At 73.4% G+C, this 23,995-nt stretch carries 22 protein-coding genes, 1 pseudogene and 1 riboswitch; of the genes and pseudogenes, 12 read left to right on the top strand and 11 right to left on the bottom strand.

Features of this window, described 5'->3' with window-relative positions; genetic code table 11:
• The first annotated feature begins 66 nt into the window (after positions 1-66).
• Positions 67-2,796 carry a transglycosylase domain-containing protein gene (locus DDW44_RS09470; RefSeq protein WP_425275628.1) on the top strand — a complete coding sequence of 910 codons (2,730 nt, stop codon included), beginning with the start codon at positions 67-69 and terminating at the stop codon, positions 2,794-2,796.
• Positions 2,797-2,834: 38 nt separating this feature from the next.
• Here the strand turns inward: DDW44_RS09470 and DDW44_RS09465 are convergent, their stop codons facing one another.
• The 3 genes from DDW44_RS09465 to DDW44_RS09455 all read right to left on the bottom strand — a co-directional run bounded on the left by DDW44_RS09465 (position 2,835) and on the right by DDW44_RS09455 (position 4,120).
• Entirely contained in the window at positions 2,835-3,155 is a 321-nt protein-coding gene (locus tag DDW44_RS09465) for a DMT family transporter (RefSeq protein ID WP_027731435.1), read from the bottom strand.
• Positions 3,156-3,188: 33 nt separating this feature from the next.
• Positions 3,189-3,247: riboswitch (guanidine-III (ykkC-III) riboswitch) on the bottom strand.
• A gap of 149 nt (positions 3,248-3,396) precedes the next feature.
• Complete coding sequence (locus tag DDW44_RS09460) at positions 3,397-3,744, bottom strand: GroES family chaperonin (protein WP_017948036.1); 348 nt, start codon at positions 3,742-3,744, stop codon at positions 3,397-3,399.
• A 55-nt stretch (positions 3,745-3,799) separates the two neighbouring features.
• Positions 3,800-4,120, bottom strand: a complete 321-nt coding sequence (locus tag DDW44_RS09455) for a DUF3618 domain-containing protein (protein WP_018891624.1) — start codon at positions 4,118-4,120, stop codon at positions 3,800-3,802.
• A 129-nt stretch (positions 4,121-4,249) separates the two neighbouring features.
• Between DDW44_RS09455 and bcp the strand changes: the two genes are divergently transcribed.
• Positions 4,250-4,717 carry a thioredoxin-dependent thiol peroxidase gene (gene bcp / locus DDW44_RS09450; protein WP_017948038.1) on the top strand — a complete coding sequence of 156 codons (468 nt, stop codon included), beginning with the start codon at positions 4,250-4,252 and terminating at the stop codon, positions 4,715-4,717.
• 303 nt (positions 4,718-5,020) lie between these two features.
• Here bcp and DDW44_RS09445 read toward each other — a convergent pair whose 3' ends face one another.
• A complete protein-coding gene (locus DDW44_RS09445) occupies positions 5,021-6,346 on the bottom strand; it encodes an SGNH/GDSL hydrolase family protein (protein ID WP_108906144.1) in 1,326 nt (441 codons plus the stop codon).
• A 117-nt stretch (positions 6,347-6,463) separates the two neighbouring features.
• Here DDW44_RS09445 and DDW44_RS09440 point away from each other — a divergent pair, with 117 nt between their 5' ends.
• The 3 genes from DDW44_RS09440 to DDW44_RS09430 all read left to right on the top strand — a co-directional run bounded on the left by DDW44_RS09440 (position 6,464) and on the right by DDW44_RS09430 (position 9,328).
• Positions 6,464-8,035 carry a DUF445 domain-containing protein gene (locus DDW44_RS09440; RefSeq protein ID WP_425275627.1) on the top strand — a complete coding sequence of 524 codons (1,572 nt, stop codon included), beginning with the start codon at positions 6,464-6,466 and terminating at the stop codon, positions 8,033-8,035.
• Between the two features lie 523 nt (positions 8,036-8,558).
• Positions 8,559-9,002 (top strand): SRPBCC family protein, encoded by a 444-nt coding sequence (locus DDW44_RS09435; protein ID WP_017948041.1) that lies wholly within the window; start codon positions 8,559-8,561, stop codon positions 9,000-9,002.
• A gap of 59 nt (positions 9,003-9,061) precedes the next feature.
• Positions 9,062-9,328: a DUF1876 domain-containing protein gene (locus DDW44_RS09430; RefSeq protein WP_017948042.1), complete on the top strand. Its 267-nt coding sequence runs from the start codon at positions 9,062-9,064 to the stop codon at positions 9,326-9,328.
• Positions 9,329-9,459: 131 nt separating this feature from the next.
• Here DDW44_RS09430 and DDW44_RS09425 read toward each other — a convergent pair whose 3' ends face one another.
• The 4 genes from DDW44_RS09425 to DDW44_RS09410 all read right to left on the bottom strand — a co-directional run bounded on the left by DDW44_RS09425 (position 9,460) and on the right by DDW44_RS09410 (position 14,798).
• Entirely contained in the window at positions 9,460-9,747 is a 288-nt protein-coding gene (locus DDW44_RS09425; RefSeq protein ID WP_027731432.1) for an acylphosphatase, read from the bottom strand.
• A 118-nt stretch (positions 9,748-9,865) separates the two neighbouring features.
• On the bottom strand, positions 9,866-10,318 hold the full coding sequence (locus tag DDW44_RS09420; RefSeq protein WP_244223991.1) for a hypothetical protein: 453 nt from the start codon (positions 10,316-10,318) through the stop codon (positions 9,866-9,868).
• 282 nt (positions 10,319-10,600) lie between these two features.
• On the bottom strand, positions 10,601-13,738 hold the full coding sequence (locus DDW44_RS09415) for a DEAD/DEAH box helicase (RefSeq protein WP_108906141.1): 3,138 nt from the start codon (positions 13,736-13,738) through the stop codon (positions 10,601-10,603).
• A 55-nt stretch (positions 13,739-13,793) separates the two neighbouring features.
• On the bottom strand, positions 13,794-14,798 hold the full coding sequence (locus DDW44_RS09410) for a tetratricopeptide repeat protein (RefSeq protein ID WP_027731429.1): 1,005 nt from the start codon (positions 14,796-14,798) through the stop codon (positions 13,794-13,796).
• A gap of 241 nt (positions 14,799-15,039) precedes the next feature.
• Here DDW44_RS09410 and DDW44_RS09405 point away from each other — a divergent pair, with 241 nt between their 5' ends.
• From DDW44_RS09405 to DDW44_RS09395, 3 genes are all read left to right on the top strand, one after another.
• Positions 15,040-15,351 (top strand): DUF6412 domain-containing protein, encoded by a 312-nt coding sequence (locus DDW44_RS09405; RefSeq protein WP_027731428.1) that lies wholly within the window; start codon positions 15,040-15,042, stop codon positions 15,349-15,351.
• A 118-nt stretch (positions 15,352-15,469) separates the two neighbouring features.
• A complete protein-coding gene (locus tag DDW44_RS09400; RefSeq protein ID WP_108906140.1) occupies positions 15,470-16,225 on the top strand; it encodes a YidC/Oxa1 family membrane protein insertase in 756 nt (251 codons plus the stop codon).
• A 141-nt stretch (positions 16,226-16,366) separates the two neighbouring features.
• Positions 16,367-17,227 (top strand): fumarylacetoacetate hydrolase family protein, encoded by an 861-nt coding sequence (locus DDW44_RS09395; protein WP_017948049.1) that lies wholly within the window; start codon positions 16,367-16,369, stop codon positions 17,225-17,227.
• Positions 17,228-17,506: 279 nt separating this feature from the next.
• Here DDW44_RS09395 and DDW44_RS09390 read toward each other — a convergent pair whose 3' ends face one another.
• Positions 17,507-17,992, bottom strand: a complete 486-nt coding sequence (locus DDW44_RS09390; protein WP_108906139.1) for a heme-degrading domain-containing protein — start codon at positions 17,990-17,992, stop codon at positions 17,507-17,509.
• Positions 17,989-19,113, bottom strand: coding sequence for a Gfo/Idh/MocA family protein (locus tag DDW44_RS09385; RefSeq protein WP_018891634.1), 1,125 nt, complete (start codon positions 19,111-19,113; stop codon positions 17,989-17,991). The genes DDW44_RS09390 and DDW44_RS09385 overlap by 4 nt, the downstream gene beginning before the upstream one ends.
• 88 nt (positions 19,114-19,201) lie before the next feature.
• Between DDW44_RS09385 and DDW44_RS09380 the strand changes: the two genes are divergently transcribed.
• The 3 genes and pseudogenes from DDW44_RS09380 to DDW44_RS09370 form a co-directional block, all read left to right on the top strand.
• Complete coding sequence (locus tag DDW44_RS09380; RefSeq protein ID WP_108906138.1) at positions 19,202-20,449, top strand: ROK family transcriptional regulator; 1,248 nt, start codon at positions 19,202-19,204, stop codon at positions 20,447-20,449.
• Between the two features lie 457 nt (positions 20,450-20,906).
• Entirely contained in the window at positions 20,907-21,707 is an 801-nt protein-coding gene (locus DDW44_RS09375) for a hypothetical protein (RefSeq protein WP_244223990.1), read from the top strand.
• Between the two features lie 17 nt (positions 21,708-21,724).
• Positions 21,725-21,934 (top strand): annotated as a pseudogene (locus DDW44_RS09370) (ABC transporter); the annotation flags it as partial.
• A 267-nt stretch (positions 21,935-22,201) separates the two neighbouring features.
• Here DDW44_RS09370 and DDW44_RS09365 read toward each other — a convergent pair.
• Positions 22,202-22,981, bottom strand: coding sequence for an HAD-IIA family hydrolase (locus DDW44_RS09365; protein ID WP_017948057.1), 780 nt, complete (start codon positions 22,979-22,981; stop codon positions 22,202-22,204).
• 265 nt (positions 22,982-23,246) lie between these two features.
• On the opposite strand from DDW44_RS09365, the gene DDW44_RS09360 reads away from it, so the two are divergent.
• Positions 23,247-23,993, top strand: coding sequence for a hypothetical protein (locus DDW44_RS09360; protein ID WP_108906137.1), 747 nt, complete (start codon positions 23,247-23,249; stop codon positions 23,991-23,993).
• The last annotated feature ends 2 nt before the right edge of the window (positions 23,994-23,995 follow it).

Raw genomic sequence — 23,995 nt, 5'->3', positions numbered from 1 at the left:
GCCCGAATTGTCACCACCGAACCGGTGGATGTTCCTCCGGGCAGGGGCCGAGGAGTCTGCACGGACATGAGCCACGAGCCACAGCAGCCGCGCCGGGATCCGAGGGCTCCGAAGCGCCCGGGGGGCGCCCGCCGCCCGGCGCTCGGCCCGGTGCACGAGGAAGGCCGGGAGCTGGGGGCGTTCGGGGAGCCCGGGGCGGGAGGGGCCGGCGGGCCCGGTGGGTCCGATAGGTCCAGCGGGGCGGGCGGGTCCGATGGGCAGGGGCGCGGGGACTCCGGGGGCTGCGGGGAGCCGCCTGCCGCGAAGTCCCGTCCGGGCCGCGGTCGTACCCGGCCCCGGCCCCGCCCCCGGCGTACCGGCCTGCGGCGTGCCCTCCCCACCTGGCGGATGGTGCTCGGCGCGTGCCTGCTGTTCGCCCTCGTGCTGCTCGGCTGCTTCGCCGCCGGATATCTGCTGGTCGACATCCCGCCCGCCAACTCCGCGGCCACGGCCCAGTCGAACGTGTACCTGTACCGGGACGGCACGCAGATCGCCCGGGACGGTGAGGTCAACCGGCAGAGCGTCCGGCTCTCCCGGGTCCCCCTGTCCGTCCGGCACGCGGTGCTCGCGGCGGAGGACCGCGACTTCTACTCCGAACGGGCCGTCGACCCCAGCGCGATGGTCCGTGCCGCGTGGAACACCGTCACCGGCAAGGGGAAGCAGTCCGGCTCCACCATCACCCAGCAGTACGTGAAGAACTACTACCTGGGCCAGGAGCGGACGGTCACCCGAAAGGTGAAGGAGTTCTTCATCGCGATCAAGCTCGACCGGGAGCAGAGCAAGGCCGACATCCTGGAGGGCTATCTCAACACCAGCTACTTCGGCCGCAACGCGTACGGCGTCCAGGCCGCGGCGCACGCCTACTACGGCAAGGACGTCGGCGCGCTCGACACCGCGGAGGGCGCCTACCTCGCCTCGCTGCTCAACGCGCCCAGCGCGTACGACGTCGCCGCGCACCCGGAGAACCGGCCCAGGGCGCTCGCCCGGTGGAACTACACCCTCGACGGCATGGTGACGGAGAACTGGCTGACGCTCTCCGACCGGGCCGCCATGATCTTCCCGATGCCGCAGACGGCGGGCCCGGCCGCGGGACTGTCCGGACAGCGCGGCTACATCGTCCAGGCCGTCGAGGACTGGCTCACCGGCAACGGGGTCGTCGACGAGAGGACCCTGGCGCGCGGCGGCTACCGGATCACGACCACCCTGGAGCGCAAGAAGCAGCACGCCTTCGCCGCCGCCGTCGACCGGCATGTGACGTCCCGACGCGATCCCGGCCGCGCGGCCGACCGGAACGTCCGCGTCGGCGGGGCGTCGATCGACCCGGCGAGCGGCCGGGTCGTCGCCATGTACGGCGGCATCGACTACACCCGGCAGTACGTGAACAACGCCACCCGCCGCGACTACCAGGTCGGCTCGACGTTCAAGCCGTTCGTCCTCGCCGCCGCCGTCGAGAACGGCTCCGTGACCCAGGACGGCCGCCGGATCACCCCCGACACGCTCTACGACGGCACGGACCGGCGCCAGGTGCAGGGCAGTCACGGTCCGACCGGTTACGCACCGGAGAACGAGGACAACGTCTCCTACGGCCCGCTGAGTCTGCGGCTGGCCACGGACCACTCGGTCAACTCGGTGTACGCGCAGCTCGCCCAGGACGTCGGGCCGCGCCGGGTGCGGGAGACCGCCGTCGCCCTCGGTGTCCCGGAGAGCACTCCGGACCTGACCGCGACACCGTCCATCGCCCTGGGCGTGGCGACCGCGAGCGTCCTGGACATGGCCGAGGCGTACGCGACGCTCGCCAACCACGGCCGGCGCGGCACGTACTCGCTGGTCGAACGCGTCACCAAGGACGGCATGGAACTCGGACTGCCGGCCGCGCCGGTCCGGCAGGCCGTCAGCCGGGAGGCCGCGGACACCACCACGTCCGTGCTGATGGGCGTGGTGCGGCAGGGGTCGGGCATGGCGGCGCTGTCCGCCGGGCGGCCGGCGGCGGGCAAGACGGGGACGGCGGAGGGTGACAGGGCCGCCTGGTTCGCCGGCTACACGCCCGATCTCGCGACCGTCGTCGCCGTCATGGGCCAGGACCCCGACACCGGGGCTCAGAAGTCGCTGTACGGGGCGCTGGGCCTGCCGAGGATCAACGGGGGCGGGGCCCCCGCGGCGATCTGGGGCGAGTTCACGGCGACCGCGCTGGCCGGCAGCGAGGTGCGGGACTTCGAACTGACGGTCGCCGAGGGCGCGCAGGAGGACTTCCACCCGTCCGGCGATCCGTACGAGGAGGTGTCCGCCGGCCCGTCCGGCGATCAGTTCGGCGACCGGCCCGGTGACCGGTTCGGCGATCAGTTCGGCGACCGTACCGTAGACCGGTTCGGCGACCGGGGCGGGACCGGTGACCGCTCGACGGCGCCGGGTGAGGGTGAGGAAGGTCCCGGAGACGGCCGCTCCGCCGGCGCCGCGCCGCCGTCGAGCGGTACGGGCACCATCGGTGCGACGCAGGGCGGTGTTCCCGCCGACGGCGGTGCTCCGCCCGCGGACGGAACCACGGGTGGAACCACCGGCGGAACCTCGGGTGGAACCACGGGCGGCCGCCCGTCCACGGCGGGCCGGGCCGGCGGCGGGCCGGTGAGCGGCGGGCCGGGCGGGGGCACCGGCCGGGACGGCTGGACGCCGGGCGGTGCCACCGGCGCCGGGGGCACCGGTGGCGGGCCGCAGGGGACGGGCGGCCCGGACGGCGGGGGAGGGTTCCCCGGCCGGCCGTGACCAGGGCGGCGAGGGGGTGGAACGGCGAGGGGGCGGGGTCAGTGGCCCGAGGTCGCCTTCAGGCCGACCACGGCGACCAGGAGCAGGGCCACGAAGAAGATCCGGGCGGCGGTCGCGGGCTCACCGAGGACGGCCATGCCCACGATCGCGGCCCCCGCCGCTCCGATGCCGACCCAGACGCCGTACGCGGTGCCGATGGGCAGCGTCCTGGCGGCCTGGGACAGCAACAGCATGCTGGCGACGATCCCGGCGGCCGTGAACACGCTCGGCCAGAGCCGGGTGAACCCCTCCGTGAACTTCATGCCGATCGACCAGCCGACCTCGAGCAGGCCGGCGAGAACGAGCAGGACCCAGGCCATGACAGGCACCTCCGGGACGCGGACTTCGGGCGGGGTGCGTCGTCTTTTCCTGCCCGGTACGGCGCGTCTCGTCGGGTCGGTTCCACCGTAGCAAAGGGCATGAGAACGGCCTGGTGACCGCTGTCACCAGGCCGTTTCCCCGCCGTGTAGGCCGTTGCGCGTGTCTGCAGGGGGTTGCCCGTTGCCCGTGGCGCGTTTTGCCCGTTGCCCTTCGCGCGTTGCCCGCTGTCTGCCTGTTGCCCTAGAGGTACAGCCCCGTCGAGTCCTCGGCGCCCTCGAAGCGGTCCGCCGCGACGGCGTGCAGATCGCGCTCCCGCATCAGGACGTACGCCACGCCGCGTACCTCGACCTCCGCGCGGTCCTCCGGGTCGTACAGCACCCGGTCCCCGGCCTCGACCGTACGGACGTTCTGCCCGACGGCGACCACCTCCGCCCAGGCCAGACGCCGGCCGACCGCCGCGGTCGCCGGGATCAGGATGCCGCCGCCCGACCGCCGCTCGCCCTCGGGGGCGTCCGACCGGACCAGCACCCGGTCGTGCAGCATCTTGATGGGCAGCTTGTCGTGCTTGTCGAGGGTGTTGTCGCTCACGACACCGAACCTACCTGCCGAACGCGGGTCCGGCCGCCGCCGGGGTGGAGCGGAGTCACGCCTTCCGCTTCCTGGCGGCCAGGGCGACCAGACCCACCACGCCCACCACGGCGAGCGCCACCGGCACCGCGCGCTCCAGCCGCGGCGCACCGTCCGGGCGCACGAAGCGGTTCTTCACATCGGTCACCACGCGGTTCGCGGCCACGAACGCCCGCCCGGCGGTGTGGTCCACGGCCGAGGCGACCTTGGCCTTCGCATCCCCGATGATCGTCTTCGGGTGCATCCGCGTCCCGATCTCGTCGAGCGTCTCGGCGAGCTGCTCGCGCCGGCGGACGATGTCCGCCTCGATCTGCGCAGGGGTCCTGGTGTCCGACACCGCGCCGCCTCCGTCGTCGTATCCGGTAGTTCTTCCTGGACAGTCTGTCAGCTCCACGCCGACCGCACCCCGCGGCACCCCCTATTACGCTCGGTCCCGTACGCCCACTTTCCCCGAGGAGAACCGAGAATGAGCGAGCGACTCCAGCCCGGCGACACCGCCCCGGACTTCACCCTGCCCGACGCGGACGGCAACGAGGTCTCGCTCGCCGACCACAAGGGCCGCAAGGTCATCGTGTACTTCTACCCGGCGGCCCTGACCCCGGGCTGCACCAAGCAGGCCTGCGACTTCACCGACAACCTGGACCTGCTGGCGGGCGCCGGCTACGACGTCATCGGGGTGTCCCCGGACAAGCCCGAGAAGCTGGCGAAGTTCCGCCAGAAGGAGAACCTCAAGGTCACGCTCCTCGGCGACCCGTCGAAGGCGGTCCTGGAGGCGTACGGTGCGTTCGGCGAGAAGAAGCTCTACGGCAAGACGGTGACCGGCGTCATCCGCTCGACGGTCGTCGTGGACGAGGACGGCAGGGTCGAGCGGGCGCTGTACAACGTGAAGGCCACCGGTCACGTCGCGAAGATCATCAAGGACCTGGGTCTCTGACATCCGCGGCCGGCCGGGACCCCGTCGACTCGCGGGCCAGTGGCACTCCCCGGCCAGTGGCGCTTCGCGACCTCGCGGGCCCCGGGCCAGTGGCGCTCCGCGACCCCGCGGGCTCCGGGGCCCGTGGCACTGCGGGGCCCGTCATGCTCCGGGCCCCGGTCGGCAACGGGCGGGTTCGGTCGGCCGCGCGCGGGTTCGGTCGGCCGCGCGCGGGTTCGGTCGGCGGCGCGCGGGTTCGGTCGGCGGCGGGACGGGTTCGGCCTCGGGGGACACGGAGGCCCCGGCCGCAGGGCCCGCCCGCCTTCAGAGGCGGGCCGGCGCCCCTTCGCCGGTCAGCGCGGAGAGGTCCACGCTGCGCGCCATCCGCTCGTACCCCGCGTCGTTCGGGTGCAGATGGTCCCCGGAGTCGTACGCCGGGTGGAGCCGCTCCGGGGCGTAGGGATCGCGCAGGGCGCGGTCGAAGTCGACGACGGCGTCGAAGACCGTTCCCGCGCGGATGGCCGTGTTGATCTGCCCGCGGGCGGCGTCCAGCGCCGGGCTGTAGCGGGGGTGCCCCCGGAACGGCATCAGCGTCGCGCCGACCACCCTCAGTCCGCGGGCCCTCGCACGCTCCGCGAGGCTCCGGAGTCCGGCCGTGACCTCGGCTGTGACCTCGGCCGGGTCCGCCGTGCCCGCGGAGCGGAGGAGGTCGTTGACGCCGAGGGCGATGACGACGACCCGGGCGCCCGGCCGGCCCGCCACGTCGCGGTCGAGGCGGGAGAGCCCACTCGGGCCGACGCCGTCCCGGAGGAGCCGGTTGCCGCTGATGCCCTGGTTGACGACGCCGTAGCCCCAGCGGCCCGAGCGCAGCCGGTCGGCCAGATGGTCGGGCCACCGGCGGTCGGCGTCGGGAGTGGAGCCCGCGCCGTCGGTGAGCGAGTCGCCGAGGGCGACCACCGTGCCGCGCGCGGCCGGGGCGCGGACGTCCACCGCCGTCAGATGGTGCCAGGAGGAGGTGCGCCGGGTGTACGCGGAAGCGCCCGCGTCCCGGGTGCGGTCTCCGATGGCCAGGTACGAGGTCTGGCGTGCCCGCGCGTGCAGGGTGACCGTGCCCCCGCCGGGCGGCGGGACGAACACCGAGACGAGCAGATGCCCGTCCGCGGGCACGGTGAGCGGGACGGGGTCGCCGACGACGTGCCCGCCCGCCGGCACCGTGGCGTACGGCCGCCCGTCGAAGAGCACCCGCCGCAGGCTGCCGGGTACGGCGGCGGCGCCCCCGGCGGCCACGGCTATGGAGGCGCCGCCTATCCGCAGTGGCTCGGTCCCGTAGAGGTTCGACAGGGTGATCCTGGCCTCGCTGCCGCCGATGCTGGTGTGGACGACGTTCCGTACGGAGTGCCCGCCGGCGGGCGCGACTCCGGCCCTCCCGGGGGCGGCGGACCAGGACCCGGCCCAGCCTCCGGTGCCCACGGCCCGTGCCGTCGTGTTGCCGGACCTGGCGCCGGCGCCGGCCTCGGAGGCCGCCTGCCGCCGGTCGTCGGAGCCGAGGGCGGTCAAGGTGGTGAAGGTGGTGACGATCGCGCCGCTGATCAGCAGGGTGAGGGCGACGAGTGCGGCGAACAGGCCGTACCCGGCCCGCTGGGTTTTCATGAGCACATCATCCGATATGGCCGTGGGAACTCGACGTGCGCCCCGGGAGTACCAGAGGTAGGGAGAAGGCGTACGGCCCCCGGGCAGGAGGGGTGGGTACGCGGACGGGTGGAGTCGATGAAGCGAACAGAACGAACCGAGCGCGAGGATCCGGCCGCCGGCCGCCCCGGACCCACCGCGGGTGCGCCTGAGGAGAACGGCCAGGCCACCGGCGCCTCCGCGCTGCCGCCGGCGGAGGGGGTGGGCTCCGTGGACGGGCCGGCCGACCCGGCGGCGGGCAGCGGCCCTGACGACGCCGCCGGCGGCGCCGGGCGCGGTCCCGTCCGCCCTGGGGACGGCGGATCGGGGCACGAGGGGGCGCTGGGCCGAGCGGGTGACCGCGGGCGCACCACCGGTCCTTCTCCTACGCGCCCGGCGCCGCTCGCCTCGTTCGGGTACACCGCCGCCGACGAGGAGAAGCGCCGCGGTGTGCGCCGGATGAAGGCCACCGCCACCGGTCTGCTCGTCTTCGTGGCGCTGGTCTTCGCGCTCGCCACCTGGGCCAAGAACTCCGGTGTCGAGGGCTGGCCCGGCTATGTGGCCGCGGCCGCCGAGGCCGGGATGGTGGGAGCCCTGGCCGACTGGTTCGCTGTCACCGCGCTGTTCCGGCACCCTCTCGGCATCCCCATCCCGCACACCGCGATCATCCCCAACAAGAAGGACCAGCTCGGCGCCTCCCTCGGGCACTTCGTCGGCGAGAACTTCCTCTCCGAGGACGTCGTACGGGCCCGGCTGCGCGGGCTCTCCCTCGGCGGCCGGCTCGGCTCGTGGCTCGCCGAGCCCGCGCACGCCGACCGCGTCACCGCGGAACTGTCCACCGCCCTGCGCGGTGCGCTGGCCGTGCTGCGGGACTCCGACGTCCAGGCCGTCGTCGGCGAGGCCATCACCCGCCGTGCGGAGACCGCCGAGATCGCGCCGGGCATCGGCAAGACCCTCGACAAGGTCGTCGCCGACGGCGCCCACCACCGTGCCGTCGATCTGATCTGTGCCCGCGCCCACGACTGGCTCGTCACCCACGGCGATTCCGTCATGGACGCCGTCCAGGGCGGGGCGCCGGGCTGGACGCCGCGCTTCGTCGACCGGAAGGTCGGCGAGCGGGTCTACAAGGAACTGGTCCGCTTCGTCACCGAGATGCGCGACGCCCCCAACCACCCGGCGCGCGGCGCGATCGACCGGTTCCTCGCCGACTTCGCCTCCGACCTCCAGGCCGACACGGACACCCGGGCGCGGGTGGAGCGCATGAAGTCCGACATGCTGTCCCGCCCCGAGGTGCAGGACATCATCGCGTCGGCGTGGTCTTCGGTGCGCGCCATGATCATCTCCGCCGCGGAGGACGAGCGCAGCGAGCTGCGGCTCCGGGCCCGCGCCTCGCTGATGTCCCTCGGCGCGCGGCTGGCGACGGACGGCAGGCTCCAGCACAAGCTGGAGGGCTGGATCGAGAACGCCGCGGTGTACGTGGTGACGACGTACCGCGAGGAGATCACGTCCCTGATCAGCGACACGGTCGCGGGCTGGGACGCCGAGCACACCTCACGGAAGATCGAGGCGCACATCGGGCGCGACCTGCAGTTCATCCGGATCAACGGCACGGTCGTCGGTGCGCTCGCCGGGCTCGCCATCTACACGGTGGTGCACGCGCTCGGCGGATGACACCCGCGGCGGACGGGCGGCCCGCGACCGGCGACCCGCGGCGAAGGGGGCGGCGGGCGGCCCGCGACCGGTGACCCGCGGAGTAGGAGGCGGGGGCGGGGGCGGCGGCAGCGGCGAAGAGGGGCGGCAGCGGCGAAGCGCTGGGTGCGCGACCGGAACCTGTCTTCCGGTCGCGCACCCAGCCACCATGGGGGAGTTGCCCTTGAGTACGGACGGGCCGCCGTCCCCGTTCAACGGCCCCCGGACGGTTTTCGGGCGGCCCGTCGTACGGGCGGGGGATCGGGCGGGGGATCGGGCGGTGGGTCGCGGGCCGACGCGGTGGCTGTGCTTCGGCGGGCCGGACGCACCGGCGGTGGTGAAGACCCCCTGCGTCAGCGGCCGGTTGGCCGTCACGGCCCGGGCCCGGCCGGGCGGCTCTCGCGGCCGGCCCGCGTGGTGTGTGCCGGAACCGCCGGGGCGAGGCGGATCCGTTGCGGTGCGGCGTCGCGGACCGCACCCTGGAGGGAGAGGCAGGGAGACCGTCATGCCCACTCTCGAGGAACAGATCGACATCACGGCGCCCGGTGACGTGGTCTGGAACCACCTGCACCAGGTCGAGAACTATCCGCAGTTCGTCGAAGGCGTACGGGAGGCCCGGCGCGAGGGCACCTCCGGCGTCCACATGGACGTGGAGACCGCGGCGGGGCGGGCCCTCGGGCTCGACGCCGCCACGGACGACGTCCGTCCCCAGCGGACGATGACCTGGAGGACCACGGAGACCCCGCACCTCAGCGGCTCCGTCTCGCTCCTCCCGATCGACGCGACCCACACGAGGATGCAGCTACGCATGGAGTACGACCCCGCGGAGGCGCACGACGCCTTCGGGGGCCCCAAGGGATTTGCCCAGTCGTCCGCGATCGAGAGGACCGTCCGGGCGGACCTCCACCAGTTCAAGGACCTGGTGGAACGGGCACACCCCGGCACCTGACCACGCAGTGCCCCGCGGTGGACGGGGCCGACGGAACCGTACGGCGAAGGTGACCCGTCATGACGACGCAGCACTGGAACATCGACTTGTCGTTCGAGGAGGACGGGACGCGGACGGCCTGCAAGGCCTCCCTGAGCGGCCCCAACGCCCCCGGTGTCGAGGGCAGAGGGGTGGCCCGGCGCAATCCGGACGACACCCCGGACGCGAAGATCGGCGAGGAGCTGGCAGCGGCCCGCGCCTGCTCCGAACTGGCCCATGAACTCGTCGGCCGCGCGGCGGCCGACGTCGAGAGCCACACCCACCGGCCGGCGAACATCGGTATGTGAACCGCACGGGCGCATCCGTACCCGTGCATCCGCATCCGCACCGGCACCAGTGACCGGCGGACCAGGGACCGGCGGCCGGGGACGTCGTTCCCCGGCCGCCGGCCGGTCGCGCCGCCGGCCACGCCGGGCGGTCAGGCGCCGCCGCCGGTGCTGTGCCGTACCTCGAACCCCGTCAGCCCCTCGGGCTCCTCGTCCCGCACCTCCACGGCGCGCACATCGGCGGACGGCGGACCCAGCCGCGCCCACCGGACGAGAGTCTCGACACCGTCGGGATCGCCCTCGAACACCGCCTCGACCCGGCCGTCGGCCCGGTTCCGCACCCACCCGGACACCCCGTGCTCCTCGGCGACCCTCCGGCAGGTGTCCCGGTAGAACACGCCCTGGACCGTCCCGGAGACCACTACCCGCTTCCGCACCATGTCTCCGGATCGTACGAGCAGGCGTGGCCGGCCCGGCGGCGACGCGTCGCACCGCGCCTAGCCCACGCCCCCGGCAGCCCGACCGCGCACCGTCGGTGGCGGGCGGCCGTACCGCACATCAGTCCCACAGCTTGTACGTCACCTCGGGCGGCAGGTGCTCGGGCCTGCTGCCGGGGAAGCTGAGGTGGAGCTGCCCGTACCGCTGCCGGCCCGGGTCCTTCTCCCACGCCTCCGGACGCTCGAGCCTTACGTTCACGGGGTACGAGCGGAACGTGCCCGCGGCGCAGTAGGGCTTGCAGTCGTTGACCACGTTGGTCCCGGAGGCCACGGCGGACCTCGGCCCCCACGACGACCACTCGAGCTCGGTCAGTCCGCTGTTGCCGTCCCCGCAGGCGATCAGGAACTCGCTGGGCCGCACCTGCGCCTTCATGAAGCAGTCCACGACGACGACCTGGTCATCGGGCTGGGCCGCCATGGAGGGGGACGCGGACGCGGTCGCCGGCACGAGGCCCGCCGCGAGCACCGTCGCGGCAAAGATCATGGCCCCGGTCCTCAGCTTGTGTCTCTGCATGTCAGCTCCCAGCCGTCTCTCCCCGAGCCACCCGGCCCACACCATGCCCACGCGCCCCTGCCGACCGCTGCGCGGCCCGGCACCCGCATGGCGTCCCGGCACCCACATCGCACATCCCGGCCTGCGCTCCCTCCCACCCCCTCGAACGGTTCCTCCTGTATCGACGCTACGACCGCACCGGGGGACCCACCACTTACGCCGGGGGGCGTCCAGCCACCGGCCACCCCGGCCACCCCGGCCCACCCGGCCACCCCGGCCCACCCGGGCGGACCTCGCCGGTGATCAGTGCGCGGCGGACGAGTAGGTCCGGACGTCCGCGGGCATCCGGTGCCTCAGCCTCCAGGTGATCGCCATCGGCCTGCTCCCCTCGTGCGTCACGTAGTCCGCGGGGCCGAGCAGCATCCAGGGCTGGGGACCGCCGATGTCCGTCTTCTTGTAGCGGCGGACGAAGAGCAGCACATGGCTGCCCAGCTTCTCGTGTGTCCGGTAGCGGATTCCGGTCGGGGAGGTGTGCGACGTCTGGTTCTGCGACTCCCAGTGGAAGAGGGAGTCGCTCAGGGCGTAGTCCCGGTAGCGGGTCTGCGGGGAGAAGTCCTTCTCGTCCTTTTCCAGGGTGATGAGCAGGGCGTCGGTACGCACGTTCTCGCACCATCTGACGCCTTCGCGGAAGTGGCCTGGCATAAGGCCCCCGATACGGGACTGCCCCAGAGCCGGGAGTATCTCCTCACGGCTGTACGAGGCGTGCACCGTGAGGGGCAGCCCGCCGAGGTCGCCGGCGAGGGGGACGGGGACGTGTTCCGCCCGGTCGAGCACATGGGCCAGGACCTGGCGGAGTTCGCTGCGGACGTCGTGGAGGGGCCGCAGCGAGCCGAGGGCCTCCTGGTAGGTGCGGAAGCCTCCGAGAGGCCAGAGGGAGAAGAAGAGCATGCGCGCGTAGGCCTGGCCGAGGCCGTCGAGATCGTCGTAGCGGGGTGCGTCGTCCTCGAGGAGTCGCAGGTAGGCGGCGACACGTTCCGGGTCATCGGCGTGGAGGAACGCGGGCACCCTTCTGAGAAGCGCCGCTTCTGCGTCGGGTGCGGAGGAGGTGAGCAGCCCGGCGCGGCGCAGCAGACCCGTCCAGGAGTTCCCGTTTCCCCGGTAGAGCTCACTGATGTCGCGGCCGCTCTCCTTGAGGTAGGTGGACAGGCGGGGCTCGGCGTACTGTCGCACCTCACGTGCCAGTTGGGTGACGTTGACCCCGAGCCGGGCCCGGATGTTGTCGACGATCAGTTCCCTGGCCTTGGGCTCGAGGATGATCTGGCAGCCGGAGGGGAGCACCGGGAAGTCCCGCTCGATGCCGGTGAGCAGGCGGTTGCGCGTCAGATTGGTCAGTGCCTGGAAGCGCGCTTCGAAGCGGAACTCCCTGCGGTGCCGTCCGACGAGGTCGAGGACGGTGAGCACGGCCTTGCCTTCGGTTCGGCGGAGTCCCCGCCCGAGCTGCTGCAGGAACACCGTCGCGCTCGACGTGGGGCGCAGCAGGAGAAGCGTGTCGACATCCGGGATGTCGAGTCCTTCGTTGAGGAGGTCGACCGAGAAGACGGCCTGCAGTTCCCCGGACCGCAGCGCGTCCAGCGACGCCTTGCGGTCATCCCGTGACGTCCCGCCTGAGAGTGCCACGGATCTGATGCCGGCGCGGGAGAAGAAGTCGGCCATGAAATTGGCGTGTGACACCGATACGCAGAAGCCCAGAGCGCGCATGGAGGTCGGGTCCGGGACCTTGTCCAGGACGGCCTGGACCACGAGGCGCGCCCGGGTCTCGTTGCCCGTGAGGAGACTGCTCAGCTCTGATGCGTCGTATGCGCCGCGCTTCCATGTGACGGCACTCATATCGGTGCTGTCGGTGATGCCGAAGTAGTGGAAGGGGCTGAGCAGTTCGTTCTCCAGCGCTTCCCACAGCCTCAGTTCCGCCGCGATGCGGCCGTCGAAGAACTCGTCCTGGACGTTGCGTCCGTCCATCCGCTCCGGGGTCGCGGTCAGGCCGAGCAGTTCCCGGGGGGTGAAGTGGTCGATGATCTTGCGGTAGGTCGGAGAGACCCCGTGGTGGAACTCGTCGATGACGATGACGTCGAAGTGGCCCGGGGCAAGGCGGTCGAGAGACCGGGTGCCGAGGGACTGAACGCTGGCGAAGACATGGTTCCAGTGGCGGGGCACGAGGCTGCTGTGCAGTTCCTCCCCGAAGTTCGCGTCGACGAGTACGTCCTGGTACGTGCGGAGCGACTGCCTGAGGATCTCCTGGCGATGGGCGACGAAGAGGAGCCGCAGACCGGGGCCGTGCTTCTGCCGGAGGTGCTTGAAGTCAAGCGCCGCCATGACCGTCTTCCCGGTGCCGGTCGCGGCGACCAGGAGGTTGCGGTGGCGTCCGTGGACTTCGCGCTCCGCCTCGAGGCGTTCCAGCATGTCGCGCTGGTGCGGGTACGGACGTACCTCCAGCCCGGAGAGGGTGATGCGCCGATCGCCGGCGTCGCGGGTCCCCTGGCCGGCCCGCAGCAGCGCCTCGTCGAGCCTTGTGGCGTCGCGATCGGGGTCGTACGGCTCGAACGCCGGGTCGCTCCAGTAGGAGTCGAAGGTCGCCTCGAACTTGCGCAGCACATCGGGAGTGGCGACGGAGGAGAGTCGGACGTTCCACTCCAGTCCGTCGAGGAGCGCCGCCTTCGACAGATTTGAACTCCCCACGTAGGCCGTGTCGTAGCCGCTGCTGCGGCGGAAGAGCCAGGCCTTGGCGTGGAGGCGGGTGGAGCGCAGCTCGTAGTTGACCTTGATCTCGGCGTTGAATCTCTGAACCAGCCTGTCCAGGGCGCGGCGCTCGGTGGCTCCGATGTACGTGGTCGTGATGACGCGGATGGGCACGTGGCGGGCGTGGGCGGCCTCGAGGGACTGCTCGATGACACGGAGTCCGTGCCACTTCACGAAGGCGCAGAGCAGGTCGACGCGGTCGGCGGTCGCGAGCTCGGCGCGCAGCTCGAAACCGAGACTCGGGTCGTCCGGGGAGTTGGTGATGAGCGCCGTGTCGGACAGCGGCGTCGCCGGGCGGATCGCGTAGACGCCCCTGGCTTCCTCCTCGGCGACGGCGAGCAGTTGCCGCGGGCCGTCGGCGACGAGGTCCACCCACTCACGGGCACCCTCCACCGTGCTCAGCGACTCGAGGATGTGGTTGGCCGCGTGCACCCGGTCCGCCGCCGGCAGCCGTTCCAGCACCCGCCTGGTGGTCTCCGCCACGTGACGGGCGATGACGTGGGGCGAGGACTCGGGTCCCACGGCGCCGTCGACCGTGTGCCAGCGGCCATCGGCGTTCAGCTCCCGGAGCTGTTTCTCCAGCCGCAAGGTGATCAGCTGCTCGTAGAGCCCGGCGACCGGGTTCCCGGCGTCAACGGACCTCGTCACCCGTTCCCCTCCCTGCCGGCCCCTTCCCCGGGGCGCCGGCGTCCGTCGGCGGAGATCAGCCCCGCCCCACCCCGTGGCACTCCCCGTACGCCGTCCTCGAACCGCACCAGCACAGCGCGCCCTTCGCCGGGGGCCACGGCGTCGCCTTGCCGCGGGCCGCGAGCGTCGTGGCGTACTGGGGGAGGAGGGTGGCGTCCGCGGGGGAGGCGGCCTCCGAGGCGGCGAAGGCCTCGTACGAGGGGACCGTGCCCGTGACGATGCCGAGGTTGCCGGTGCCCGTCGCCGAGAGGTCGCGCAGGGCGGACTCGATGGCGGTGAGATGGGCGTCGTGGGTCGGGTACTCGGCGGCCAGCGGCGGGTACGTGCCGAGGAGTTCGGTGAGTTCGTGGGCCGGCCAGTGGAGGACCGCGACCGGGAAGGGGCGGGACAGGGCCGCGCGGTAGGTGCCCAGTTCGGAGCGGAGCCGGTCGATCTCGGCGCGGAGTTCGACGGGGTCCGAGGAGCCGAGAGCCCACAGGCGCCTGGGGTCGTGGAGTTCGTCCAGCGGGACGGCCGAGGTGTGGAGGCGGTCGGCGAGGGTGTCCCAGTCGTCGTGCGGCAGCGCCAGCAGACGGCGCACACGGTGGCGGCCGGTGAGGAGGGACTGGGTCGCGTAGGACGTCTCCTCACCCGGGGAGATGAGACGGGTGACGGCCTCGGTGAAGGTGGAGTGGGCCGCGTCGAGTTCGTCGTGGGCCTCCAGCGTCTCGGCGACGATCTCCCACGGTGCCGCGTCGTCCGGAGCCGCCGCGCGGACGCCGTCGATGAGCGTGCGGGCCTCCGCCTCGTGGCCGTACTCCCACAGATTGGCCGCCTGGAGTGCCTTGATCAGCTGGGTGTTGTCCGGATCGCCGGCGAGGAGGTTGTCGTACAGACCGCTCGCGCGGGCCCGGTCGCCCGAGAGCTCCAGATGGGCCGCGGCCTGGAGCAGCAGCGGTTCGCGGTCCTCCGGGTACTGCTCCGCGGTGCGCAGCAGACGCTCGGCTTCGGCGGTGTGGTCGGCAGACGTGTCGGGGCGCATGCAGCACACCGTACTGCTGTACGGGGCTGCGCAGGGGCCTGGTCAGGTGAAGGCCGCGGCTGTCGGCCGGTGCGCGCGGCGCAGCGGGCCGGACGGGAGATGGGCCGCCCGGGTTTTCCACAGGGAACCCGGAGGACTCCGCGCTCGTGTATAACCGATGACGGGTCGTATCACCCGTACAGAGCTGCACAGCCGCCGCGCACGGAGCGGGGCGCAGCGCGGAAGAGAGGGAGGGGTACGCATGGCCGGTCAGACCTGGCGCGTGCTGCGGCCGCTCGCGCTTCTGCTCTTCATCCTGGTCGAGGTCTTCGTCGCCGAGGGGATCGGCCTGCCGACGGCCGTGGCCCTCGCCGCCACGGCGGCGGCCGGTGCCGCGCTCGTCGCCTGCGCGCTGATCCTCTCCCGGTCGGTGCCTCGGGTGCCGCCCGCGCGGATACGCACCGCGCTGCGCGACCGTGACCAGCGCACGGCGTTCCTGCCGCAGCGTGATCCCGACGCGGCGGGCCGCTGCCGCCCCAGGGCTCCAGGCCGTCCTTCGACGACGGCCGCGTAGGGGCGCCGGCTCCTTCTGCCCTTCCCGTGTGTGCCCTGAGCGGGCCACGCGCCCCCTCGCGGGCCGTCATGCCGACATATCCGTTCTTTCCCGGCACGACGAGTCCCGGAGGGCCTCCATGTCCCCAGTCCTGTCCCTGTTCGCTTCGCTGGTCGGTCGGCTCGCCGATCTGCTCCAGCCGCTGTTCCACACCTCCGCCACCGCGGCGGCGATCGTCCTGTTCACCGCGCTGGTACGGCTGGCGGTCCATCCGCTGTCCCGGGCGGCGGCCCGGGGGCAGCAGGCGCGCGCCCGCCTCGCGCCGCAGCTGTCCGAGCTGCGCGGCAGGCACGGCGGGGACCCGGAGAGGTTGCGGCGGGCGGTCCTGGAGCTGCACGCGAAGGAGAAGGTGCCGCCGCTGGCGGGCTGCCTGCCCGGCCTGCTGCAGCTGCCCGCGTTCTTCCTGATGTACCACCTGTTCTCCGGCTCCCGGATCGGCGGGGAGGCCAACGAACTGCTCGGGCACAGCCTGTTCGCGGCCGGGCTGGGCGGCCGGTGGGCCGACGCGCTGGAGGCGGGCGGGGTGTTCGGGCCGGCCGGGGCGGTGTACCTCGTGCTGTTCGGGGTCGTCGCCGTCGTGGCCGCGTTCACCTGTGTGCGCACCAGGCGGCAGCTCGCGGCCACGGGCCCGGCCCGGCCGGAGCAGACGCTGCCGGGGATGGGCGCGATGGCGAGGGTGCTGCCGCTGATGTCCTTCGCGACGCTGGTCACCGTCGCCGTGGTGCCGCTGGCGGCGGCCCTCTACGTCGTGACCAGCACGACGTGGAGCGCGGTGGAGAGGATGCTCCTCCACCGGGACGCGTCTGCCGCGGGCTCCCCGGCTACCGCGGGGTAACGGTCCAGGTGGTGAACAGGGGCTTGTGGGCCGTCCTGCTCTCTTGGAGGATCGACCAATCCTCCGATGGGCCGCACCCTCCCTCCGCCGCACGCGGGGACTCCTCAAGCGGGGCTCACCTCGACCACAGGGAGAACTGAGATGAAGTTGCTGCGTGTCGGTACGGCGGGTTCGGAGCGGCCTGCGCTGCTCGACCGGGACGGGACGACCCTCCGGGACCTGTCCGGGCTGGTTCCGGACATCGACGGAGCGCTGCTCGCGGACGAGGACGCGCTCGAGCGGATCCGGTCGGCGGCCGAGGCCGGCGGCCTCCCGGTGCTCGACGCCGCCGGGGAGCGGATCGGCGCGCCGCTCGCCCGTGTCGGCAAGGTCGTGTGCATCGGGCTGAACTACCACGACCACGCGGCGGAGACCGGTGCCGCCACCCCGGCCGAGCCCGTCGTCTTCCTCAAGGCGGCGGACACGGTCGTCGGCCCCGATGACACCGTCCTCGTGCCCCGCGGCAGCGAGAAGACGGACTGGGAGGTCGAGCTCGCGGTGGTCATCGGGCGCACCGCGCGCTGTCTGGAGTCCCCCGAGGAGGCCCTGGCGCACATCGCCGGTTACGCGGTCGCGCACGACGTGTCGGAGCGGGAGTTCCAGATCGAGCGCGGCGGCACCTGGGACAAGGGAAAGAACTGCGAGACGTTCAACCCGCTGGGGCCCTGGCTGGTGACCCGGGACGAGGTGCCGGACCCGCAGGCGCTGTCCCTGAGGCTCTGGGTCAACGGCGAGCTGAAGCAGAACGGCTCGACCGCCGACCAGATCTTCCCGGTCGCCGAAGTGGTCCGGTACGTCAGCCACTTCATGACCCTGTACCCGGGAGACGTCGTCAACACCGGGACGCCCGCGGGGGTGGCGCTGGGGCAGCCGGAGCCGAAGCCGTACCTGCGGGCCGGTGATGTGGTCGAGCTGGAGATCGAAGGGCTCGGACGCCAGCGGCAGGTGCTGAAGAGCGCGTAGGGACGGACGGCCGGGGCCGGCGGCCCGGGGCCGTACGGCGCGCGTTGCGCGGCACGGGCCGTACGGCCGGGCGGGGGTATGGCCGGGCGGGCTCGAACGGCGCGGGTCGCAGGGCGGTGGCCGGACGGCCCGGCGGGGCCGAACGGCGCGGGTCGCCCGGCGGGGCCGCGGGGCCGGGGCGTACGGCGGGCGTCGCACGAGCCGGGGCGAAGAGGAGGACGGCAACGGAGGGAAGGGCCGCGGAGGGGGTGCGGGGGATTCACTCCCTCCGCGGGGCCTTCAGATGGCGAGGATGCGCTCCAGCGCTTCCACCACCATCGCATGGTCCTCGGCCTGCGGGAGGCCGGAGACCGTGACCGTGCCGATGACGCCGGCGCCGTCGACGCGGACCGGGAAGGATCCGCCGTGCGCCGCGTACCGGTCGGGGTCGAGCCGGGACGACTCCTCGAACGTCGTTCCCTTGGCGCGGAAGCGGCTGCCGACGAGGAGCGAGCTCTCGCCGTAGCGCTCGACGACCCGCCGCTTGCGGTCGATCCACGCGTCGTTGTCCGCCGACGACCCGGCGAGGGCGCAGTGGAAGAGCTGCTGCCCGCCGCGCCGGATGTCGATGGCGACCGGGGCCTGCCGTTCGCGCGCCAGCTCGACCAGCGCCGAGCCGAGCGCCCAGGCGTCCTCGTGGGTGAACCGGCTGAACGTCAGGCGCGCTTCCTGTGCCTCGAGCGCGGCTATGCCGGGGAAGCCGGGTGCCGTGCCGCCGCGGCTCATGTGCCGAGCTCCACGGTGACGCCCTCGCGGGCGGAGCGGCGGGCCGCCTCCAGGACGTCGAGGGCGTCGGCCGCCTCGTACGCGCCGACCGGCGGGGCGGTGCCGTCCCGCAGGGCGGTGGCGATCCCGGCGTAGTACGCGGGGTAGTCGCCGGGCCGCGTCCCGACCGGGTGCCCGCCGCCCGTCAGCGGCGACTCGCCGGAGCCCAGGCGCCCCCACAGCTCCTGCGGCTCCTCACCCCACGGCCGCCCCGGCTCCGGGCGCCTGCCCTCGCGCAGCGCGGCCTCCTGCGGGTCGAGGCCGTACTTCACATAGCCCGCGGCGGAGCCCAGGACCCTGAAGCGCGGACCGAGCTGGGCGGCCGTCGCGCTCATGTAGAGGTGTGAGCGGACGCCGCCGGCGTGCGTGACGGCGATGAAGGTGTCGTCGTCGGTCTCGGCGCCCGGGCGGCGCACATCGGATTCCGCGTACACCCGCACGGCGGGCCCGAAGAGGACGAGGGCCTGGTCCACGACATGGCTCCCCAGGTCGTACAGGAGGCCGCCGATCTCCTCCGGGTCGCCCGACTCGCGCCAGCCGCCCTTGGGCTGGGGGCGCCAGCGCTCGAAGCGGGACTCGAAGCGCTGCACCTCGCCGAGCGCGCCGTCCTCGAGCAGGCGGCGGAGGGTGAGGAAGTCGTTGTCCCAGCGGCGGTTCTGGAAGACGGAGAGCAGCAGCCCCCGCTTCTCGGCGAGGCCGGCGAGCGCGCGGGCCTCGGCGGCGGTCCCGGCGATCGGCTTGTCGACGACGACGGGCAGACCGGCCTCGAGGGCGGCGGTGGCGACCGGGACGTGGGTCCTGTTAGGCGAGGCGACGACGACGAGATCGAGCTCGTCGGCGCGCTCCCACAGCTCGTCGGCCGCGGCCGCGAAGCGCACGTCCGGGAACTCGGCCCGCGCCTGCTCCCGGCGCTCCTCGTTCGAGGTCACGACGGTGTCCAGGACGAGGCCCTCGGTGGCCGCGATCAGCGGCGCGTGGAAGACGGAACCCGCGAGGCCGTAGCCGACGAGTCCGACGCGGAAAGGGGGCCCGGCCGGGGCGGAGGTCCCGGACGCGGCGCCGGTGCCGGTGGTGCCAGTCATGGGGCCACTTAAGCAACACTGTTGCCAAAGCGTCAAGCGCCCGCACAATAGCGGGGTGAAGTGGAGTAACGCGGGTGCCAACCTTCCTGTGCTGCGCAGCCACAACGCGGCCCTGGTGCTGGATCTGCTGCGGGCGGCCGGCGGCGACGGGATCAGCCGCCTGGAGCTGGCCGAGCGCACCGGTCTCACGCCCCAGGCCGTCAGCAAGATCACCGGAAGGCTGCGGAAGGACGGGATGGCGACTGAGGCGGGCCGCCGCGCGTCCACCGGCGGCAAGCCCCGTACGGTCCTGCGCCTCGTCCCCTCCGCCGCGCACGCCGTGGGTCTCCACCTGGACCGCGACGAGCTGACGGCCGTCCTCGTCGACCTCGCCGGCACGGTCGTCGCGTCCCGCAGCCGGGCTCTGGACCTGGGCGGTCCGGTACCGCACGCCATCTCCGCGGCGGCCGGCGAGGTGCGGGCGCTGCTGGCGGTCGGACCGGAGCGGGTGCTCGGCGTCGGGGTGGGCATGCCCGGACCGCTGGACCACCGGACCGGTGTACCGGGCCGGGTGACCGGCGCGCCGGGCTGGGCGGGCGTCCCGCTCCGCGACGAGCTCGCGGAGCGGCTCGGTGTGCCGGTCGTGCTGGACAAGGACACGAACGCGGCGGTGCTGGGGCTCGCGCTGAGGGGCCTGCCCCGGACGGGGCCCGGGGCGGAGAGCGCGGCAGACCCCGGGCACGGCGTCGCCGGTCCGGCGGGCGGGCGCGCCGACGGTGACCCCGCCTCCCCGGCCGCCCCCGCCTGCCCTGGCTCTCTCACCTCTCCTGCCTCTCCTGGCTCTCTCACCTCCCTTGCCTCCCCCGCTCACTCCGCCGCGGCCGCGGCCGCGCCCGGGTCGTTCGCGTACCTCCACCTCGGTACGGGACTGGGCGCGGGGCTCGTGATCGGCGGGGTGGTGCACCGGGGGGCGCGCACCGGCGCGGGCGAGTTCGGCCACCAGGTCGTACAACTCGACGGCCCCGTCTGCCCCTGCGGCAACCGCGGTTGCATCGAGGCGCTGTGCCTCGCGGCCGTCGCCCGCGGTGAGTTCGGGGAGGCGGCCCGGGTGCTGGGTACCGGCGCGGCGAACCTGGTACGGCTGCTCGACGTCGAGCAGGTGCTGCTCGGCGGGCGCACGGTGCTCGCCGCCGCCGAGACGTTCGTTCGCGGGGTCGGCGAGGTGATCGGCGACGATGCCGTGCACGTCGCGCTGGCGGAGAGCGGTGCGTACCCGGTCGCGGAGGGCGCGGCCCAGCTCGTCCTCGCCCCGCTGTTCGGCCGCATGGAGGCGATGGACTCCGCCAACCGGGCGTAATGATGTGATTTTCAGGTCGGAGGGTGGCGTCGGTGCACCACCGGCGGGCCCCCGCGTGGCAGCGTCGCAGCCGACGCCGCCCACGCCCGCGATCTGCTGAGGTTCCCCCATGCGTCTGCGCACCGCCCTCGCCGCCGGAGCCGCCACGGCCGCGCTCGTCCCCGTCGTCCTGGCGGGGCCGGCTCTCGCGCGGACCCCGGAAACCCCGCGGCCCGTGCCGGCGCAACCCGGTTCGCCCCCTGAGCGTCCCGCGCCGTCCCGCACGGACGCCGCTCAGCCGGCGCCGCCGCCCCTGACAGGCGGGTCGTGGTCCGCCCCGCCGCGGTCCGCTCCCGCCGCCCGGCAGACCCCGCCTCGGCGACTCCCCGCCCCGCCCGTTCCGCCCGCGTCCGCCGTGCCCCGCCCCCTCGCGCCGCAGCCCCCGGCCCCGGTCCAGCCCCCGGCCCCGGTGCAGGCGGTGCCCTCCGCCGTCCTGCCGCCCTCGGTGCCGCAGCCTCCCCGTCCGGGCGCCGCATCGCCCGCGGCACCCGGTGCGGTGCCCGCCGAGCAGCAGCCGGCCTGCGGCGATCCGAACGCGGTCGAGTTCCCGATCGTCACCCGCATCGTCCGGGGCCCCGGCGAGTACCGGGCCGGTGGGGAGGCCCACGAGTTCTCCGTCGAACTGTCCAACACCACCGCCCGGCCGTGTCTGAACATCCACCCCGTGGTCGTGCTCGCCGGCCAGGCGAGGGCGATCCGGCCGGACCGGGTCCGGCTGGAGTTCTTCGACGGAGCCTCGCGGATCTGGCGGCACGTCACCGTCGAGAAGACGGACCAGGGGGAGGCCGTCGGCGCGTTCGGAGCCGGCTCGGGCGGCTTCGCGGGCCTGTCGCTGCCCGCCGGCGGCACGTTCTCGGTACGGGTCAGGCTCGCCTTCCCCGACCGCACCACGGCTCCCGACACCGTCGTCGCCAACGCCGCGGTCGTCCAGCGCCGGGGGGCGGACGGAGACTGGGTGGGGGAGTCCGACGACTACCGCTTCGACGTCCTCGCCGCCGAGCCCACCGGCCGTCCCTCGGGGCCCCTCGGCGAACCGGAGGCCAGCGGGCCCGCCGTCCCCGGTGACGGGTCCGGCAAGGACGGCACCGCCCGGCAGAACGCACACGAACTCGCCGCGACCGGCGCCCGCCCCTGGCACTCGGTGGGCCTCGCCACCGCGGGCGGTGTGCTCCTCGCCGGGGCGGTGGTACTGCTCCTGATGAGGCGCCGGGTCAGATAGCGCCCACACCGTCACGGGCTGGACGGCGCCCATACGTGCTCATGTCCACGCACGACGTCGCCGACCTGGCCGACGAAGCCGACGCGGTCACCCTCATGGACGGGGGCCGGGTGCGCCACCACGGCGGGACACGGAGCTTCCTGGAGCACGCCGACCCCGAAGCCGTACCGGCTCGCCGGGCCGAGTCGGCGTACTCCGTCCTGCTGCGGCTGGACGGCGCACGGTGACGCCACGCCGTCTCTGACGGCTGCGTGATCCGGGTGAGCCCGCCCGGTTCCCGCCGAACGCCCCGCCCCGGAAAGCGAGTCCATGGCGGTGCCCAGGGCCGAGTCCAGGGCCGGGGCGCGGGCTGGGGCGCGGGCTGGGCTCGGCCGGGAGTGGGGCGGCCGTACGCCCGCGCCCGCAGGCCGGAGCGCCTGCCCCGGTGACCCGTACGGCACGCTCCGCCCCACGGTCACCGGGACCGCCGTCCCCCCTGCTGCCGGTGCAGCGCGTCAGACGTAGTCGATCACGTCCGCGATCGAGTCCACGACCTTCGAGGGCCCGTACGGGAACCTGTCCACCTCGTGCGGCCTGGTGACCCCCGTCATGACGAGGAACGTCCGCATGCCGGCCTCCAGACCGGCGAGCACGTCCGTGTCCATCCGGTCGCCGATCATGGCCGATGTCTCGGAGTGGGCCCCGATGGCATTCAGCCCGGCGCGCATCATCAGCGGGTTCGGCTTGCCGACGAAGTACGGCTTCTTGCCGGTGGCCGCGGTGATCAGCGCCGCGACGGCCCCTGTGGCGGGCAGAGCGCCCTCGGTGGAGGGTCCCGTCTCGTCGGGGTTCGTCGCGATGAACCGGGCGCCGTCGTTGATGAGCCGTACCGCCTTCGTCATGGCCTCGAAGGAGTACGTCCGGGTCTCCCCCAGGATGACGAAGTCGGGATCGGTGTCGGTGAGGACGTACCCGATCTCGTGCAGGGCGGTCGTCAGACCGGCCTCGCCGATCACGTACGCGGTGCCGTTCGGCCGCTGGTCGTCGAGGAACTGCGCGGTGGCCAGGGCCGAGGTCCAGATGTTCTCGGTCGGCACGTCGAGGCCCATCCGGGCCAGCCGCGCGTGCAGGTCACGCGGGGTGTAGATCGAGTTGTTGGTCAGTACCAGGAAGGGCTTACCGGACTCCTTGAGCCGCTTGAGGAACTCCTCGGCGCCGGGGATCGGGATGCCCTCGTGGATCAGCACTCCGTCCATGTCGGTGAGCCATGATTCGATCGGCTTGCGCTCTCCCATGGGGTGTTTCTCCTGCCGGACGCAGTTGTACGAGGCGGCTTGCGCTCGACGTAGACACTACCTTCGGCGCCTGTTCGATTCCGGTGCGGGGGAATGTCTCCGATGCGCGGTGGAGCCCGTCCGTGTGCGAGTGAGGGTGAGGGGACGTGTGGGCCGCGGGACCCTTCGGAGGCCGCGACCCGCTCGGCGCGCTGACCCGTACGGGTCTGCTGGGGATGCGGAACTGGGCGGAACGCGTGAATCTCGTTACACCAGGAGGTTCACAATGCGTTCAGTCACGATTGCTCTCCGTGTCGTAGGGGCGGCCACCGGCTTCCTGATCCTGGCCCCCGTCCCGGCGACCGCGTTCGCGGAGGAAAACGCCCAGCTCACGGACACCGTCCAGGCTCTCGGAGCCGAATCCGGGAGCGAGGTGCGCGACGGCGGCCAGAGCGGCGTCGTGGACCGGCTCCAGATCGTCACGCTCACGCCGCCCTCCCGCTCCGACGCCGATGACAAGCAGGGCGAGGAGGAGAACGCCGAGCGGGGGCGTGAGGGGCGGGACGGGAAGAAGGACGAAGGGTCCCAGGACGGGAAGAAGGACCGCGAAGGGCAGGACGGGAAGAAGGACCGCGAGGGGCAGGACGGGAAGAAGGACCGTGACGGCCAAGGCCGCGACGGCCGCGAGGACGGCTCCGACGAGGATCACGGCCACGATGGCGACCACGACGACGGCTCCGACGACGGCTCCGACGACGACCACGACGACCACGACGGCGAGGACGGCGAGGACGGCTCCGACGAGGACGATGCCGGGGCCCCCGACCCGGCGGAGAGCCCCGTGGCCCCCGTCCGTGCCGGTGGCGGCGGCGCTGCCGACCGGCTGGCCTCGCAGGAGGCCAAGTCCGCCGACACCCAGGGGCCCGGCACCCCGCACACCGTGATCGGGCTGCTCCTGGCCGGAGCGGCGGCCGTCGCCGTCGCCTGCCGCAGTGCCCGCCGCCGTCGCCTCGGCTCCCCGGACCGGGACTGACC

The sequence above is a fragment of the Streptomyces tirandamycinicus genome, from assembly GCF_003097515.1.
Taxonomy (GTDB): Bacteria; Actinomycetota; Actinomycetes; order Streptomycetales; family Streptomycetaceae; genus Streptomyces; species Streptomyces tirandamycinicus.
This window is presented reverse-complemented; position numbering and strand designations above follow the sequence as displayed.

What these genes read in the sequence shown, in the direction of transcription:
- bcp (WP_017948038.1), top strand. Translation starts at nt 4,250, where the DNA reads ATGAGCGAGCGACTCCAGCCCGGCGACACCGCCCCGGACTTCACCCTG.
- DDW44_RS09465 (WP_027731435.1), bottom strand. Translation starts at nt 3,155, where the DNA reads ATGGCCTGGGTCCTGCTCGTTCTCGCCGGCCTGCTCGAGGTCGGCTGG.
- DDW44_RS09410 (WP_027731429.1), bottom strand. Translation starts at nt 14,798, where the DNA reads ATGCGCCCCGACACGTCTGCCGACCACACCGCCGAAGCCGAGCGTCTG.
- DDW44_RS09425 (WP_027731432.1), bottom strand. Translation starts at nt 9,747, where the DNA reads ATGGTGCGGAAGCGGGTAGTGGTCTCCGGGACGGTCCAGGGCGTGTTC.
- DDW44_RS09395 (WP_017948049.1), top strand. Translation starts at nt 16,367, where the DNA reads ATGAAGTTGCTGCGTGTCGGTACGGCGGGTTCGGAGCGGCCTGCGCTG.
- DDW44_RS09360 (WP_108906137.1), top strand. Translation starts at nt 23,247, where the DNA reads ATGCGTTCAGTCACGATTGCTCTCCGTGTCGTAGGGGCGGCCACCGGC.
- DDW44_RS09440 (WP_425275627.1), top strand. Translation starts at nt 6,464, where the DNA reads ATGAAGCGAACAGAACGAACCGAGCGCGAGGATCCGGCCGCCGGCCGC.
- DDW44_RS09400 (WP_108906140.1), top strand. Translation starts at nt 15,470, where the DNA reads ATGTCCCCAGTCCTGTCCCTGTTCGCTTCGCTGGTCGGTCGGCTCGCC.
- DDW44_RS09405 (WP_027731428.1), top strand. Translation starts at nt 15,040, where the DNA reads ATGGCCGGTCAGACCTGGCGCGTGCTGCGGCCGCTCGCGCTTCTGCTC.
- DDW44_RS09385 (WP_018891634.1), bottom strand. Translation starts at nt 19,113, where the DNA reads ATGACTGGCACCACCGGCACCGGCGCCGCGTCCGGGACCTCCGCCCCG.
- DDW44_RS09430 (WP_017948042.1), top strand. Translation starts at nt 9,062, where the DNA reads ATGACGACGCAGCACTGGAACATCGACTTGTCGTTCGAGGAGGACGGG.
- DDW44_RS09420 (WP_244223991.1), bottom strand. Translation starts at nt 10,318, where the DNA reads ATGCAGAGACACAAGCTGAGGACCGGGGCCATGATCTTTGCCGCGACG.
- DDW44_RS09390 (WP_108906139.1), bottom strand. Translation starts at nt 17,992, where the DNA reads ATGAGCCGCGGCGGCACGGCACCCGGCTTCCCCGGCATAGCCGCGCTC.
- DDW44_RS09470 (WP_425275628.1), top strand. Translation starts at nt 67, where the DNA reads ATGAGCCACGAGCCACAGCAGCCGCGCCGGGATCCGAGGGCTCCGAAG.
- DDW44_RS09435 (WP_017948041.1), top strand. Translation starts at nt 8,559, where the DNA reads ATGCCCACTCTCGAGGAACAGATCGACATCACGGCGCCCGGTGACGTG.
- DDW44_RS09365 (WP_017948057.1), bottom strand. Translation starts at nt 22,981, where the DNA reads ATGGGAGAGCGCAAGCCGATCGAATCATGGCTCACCGACATGGACGGA.
- DDW44_RS09445 (WP_108906144.1), bottom strand. Translation starts at nt 6,346, where the DNA reads ATGAAAACCCAGCGGGCCGGGTACGGCCTGTTCGCCGCACTCGTCGCC.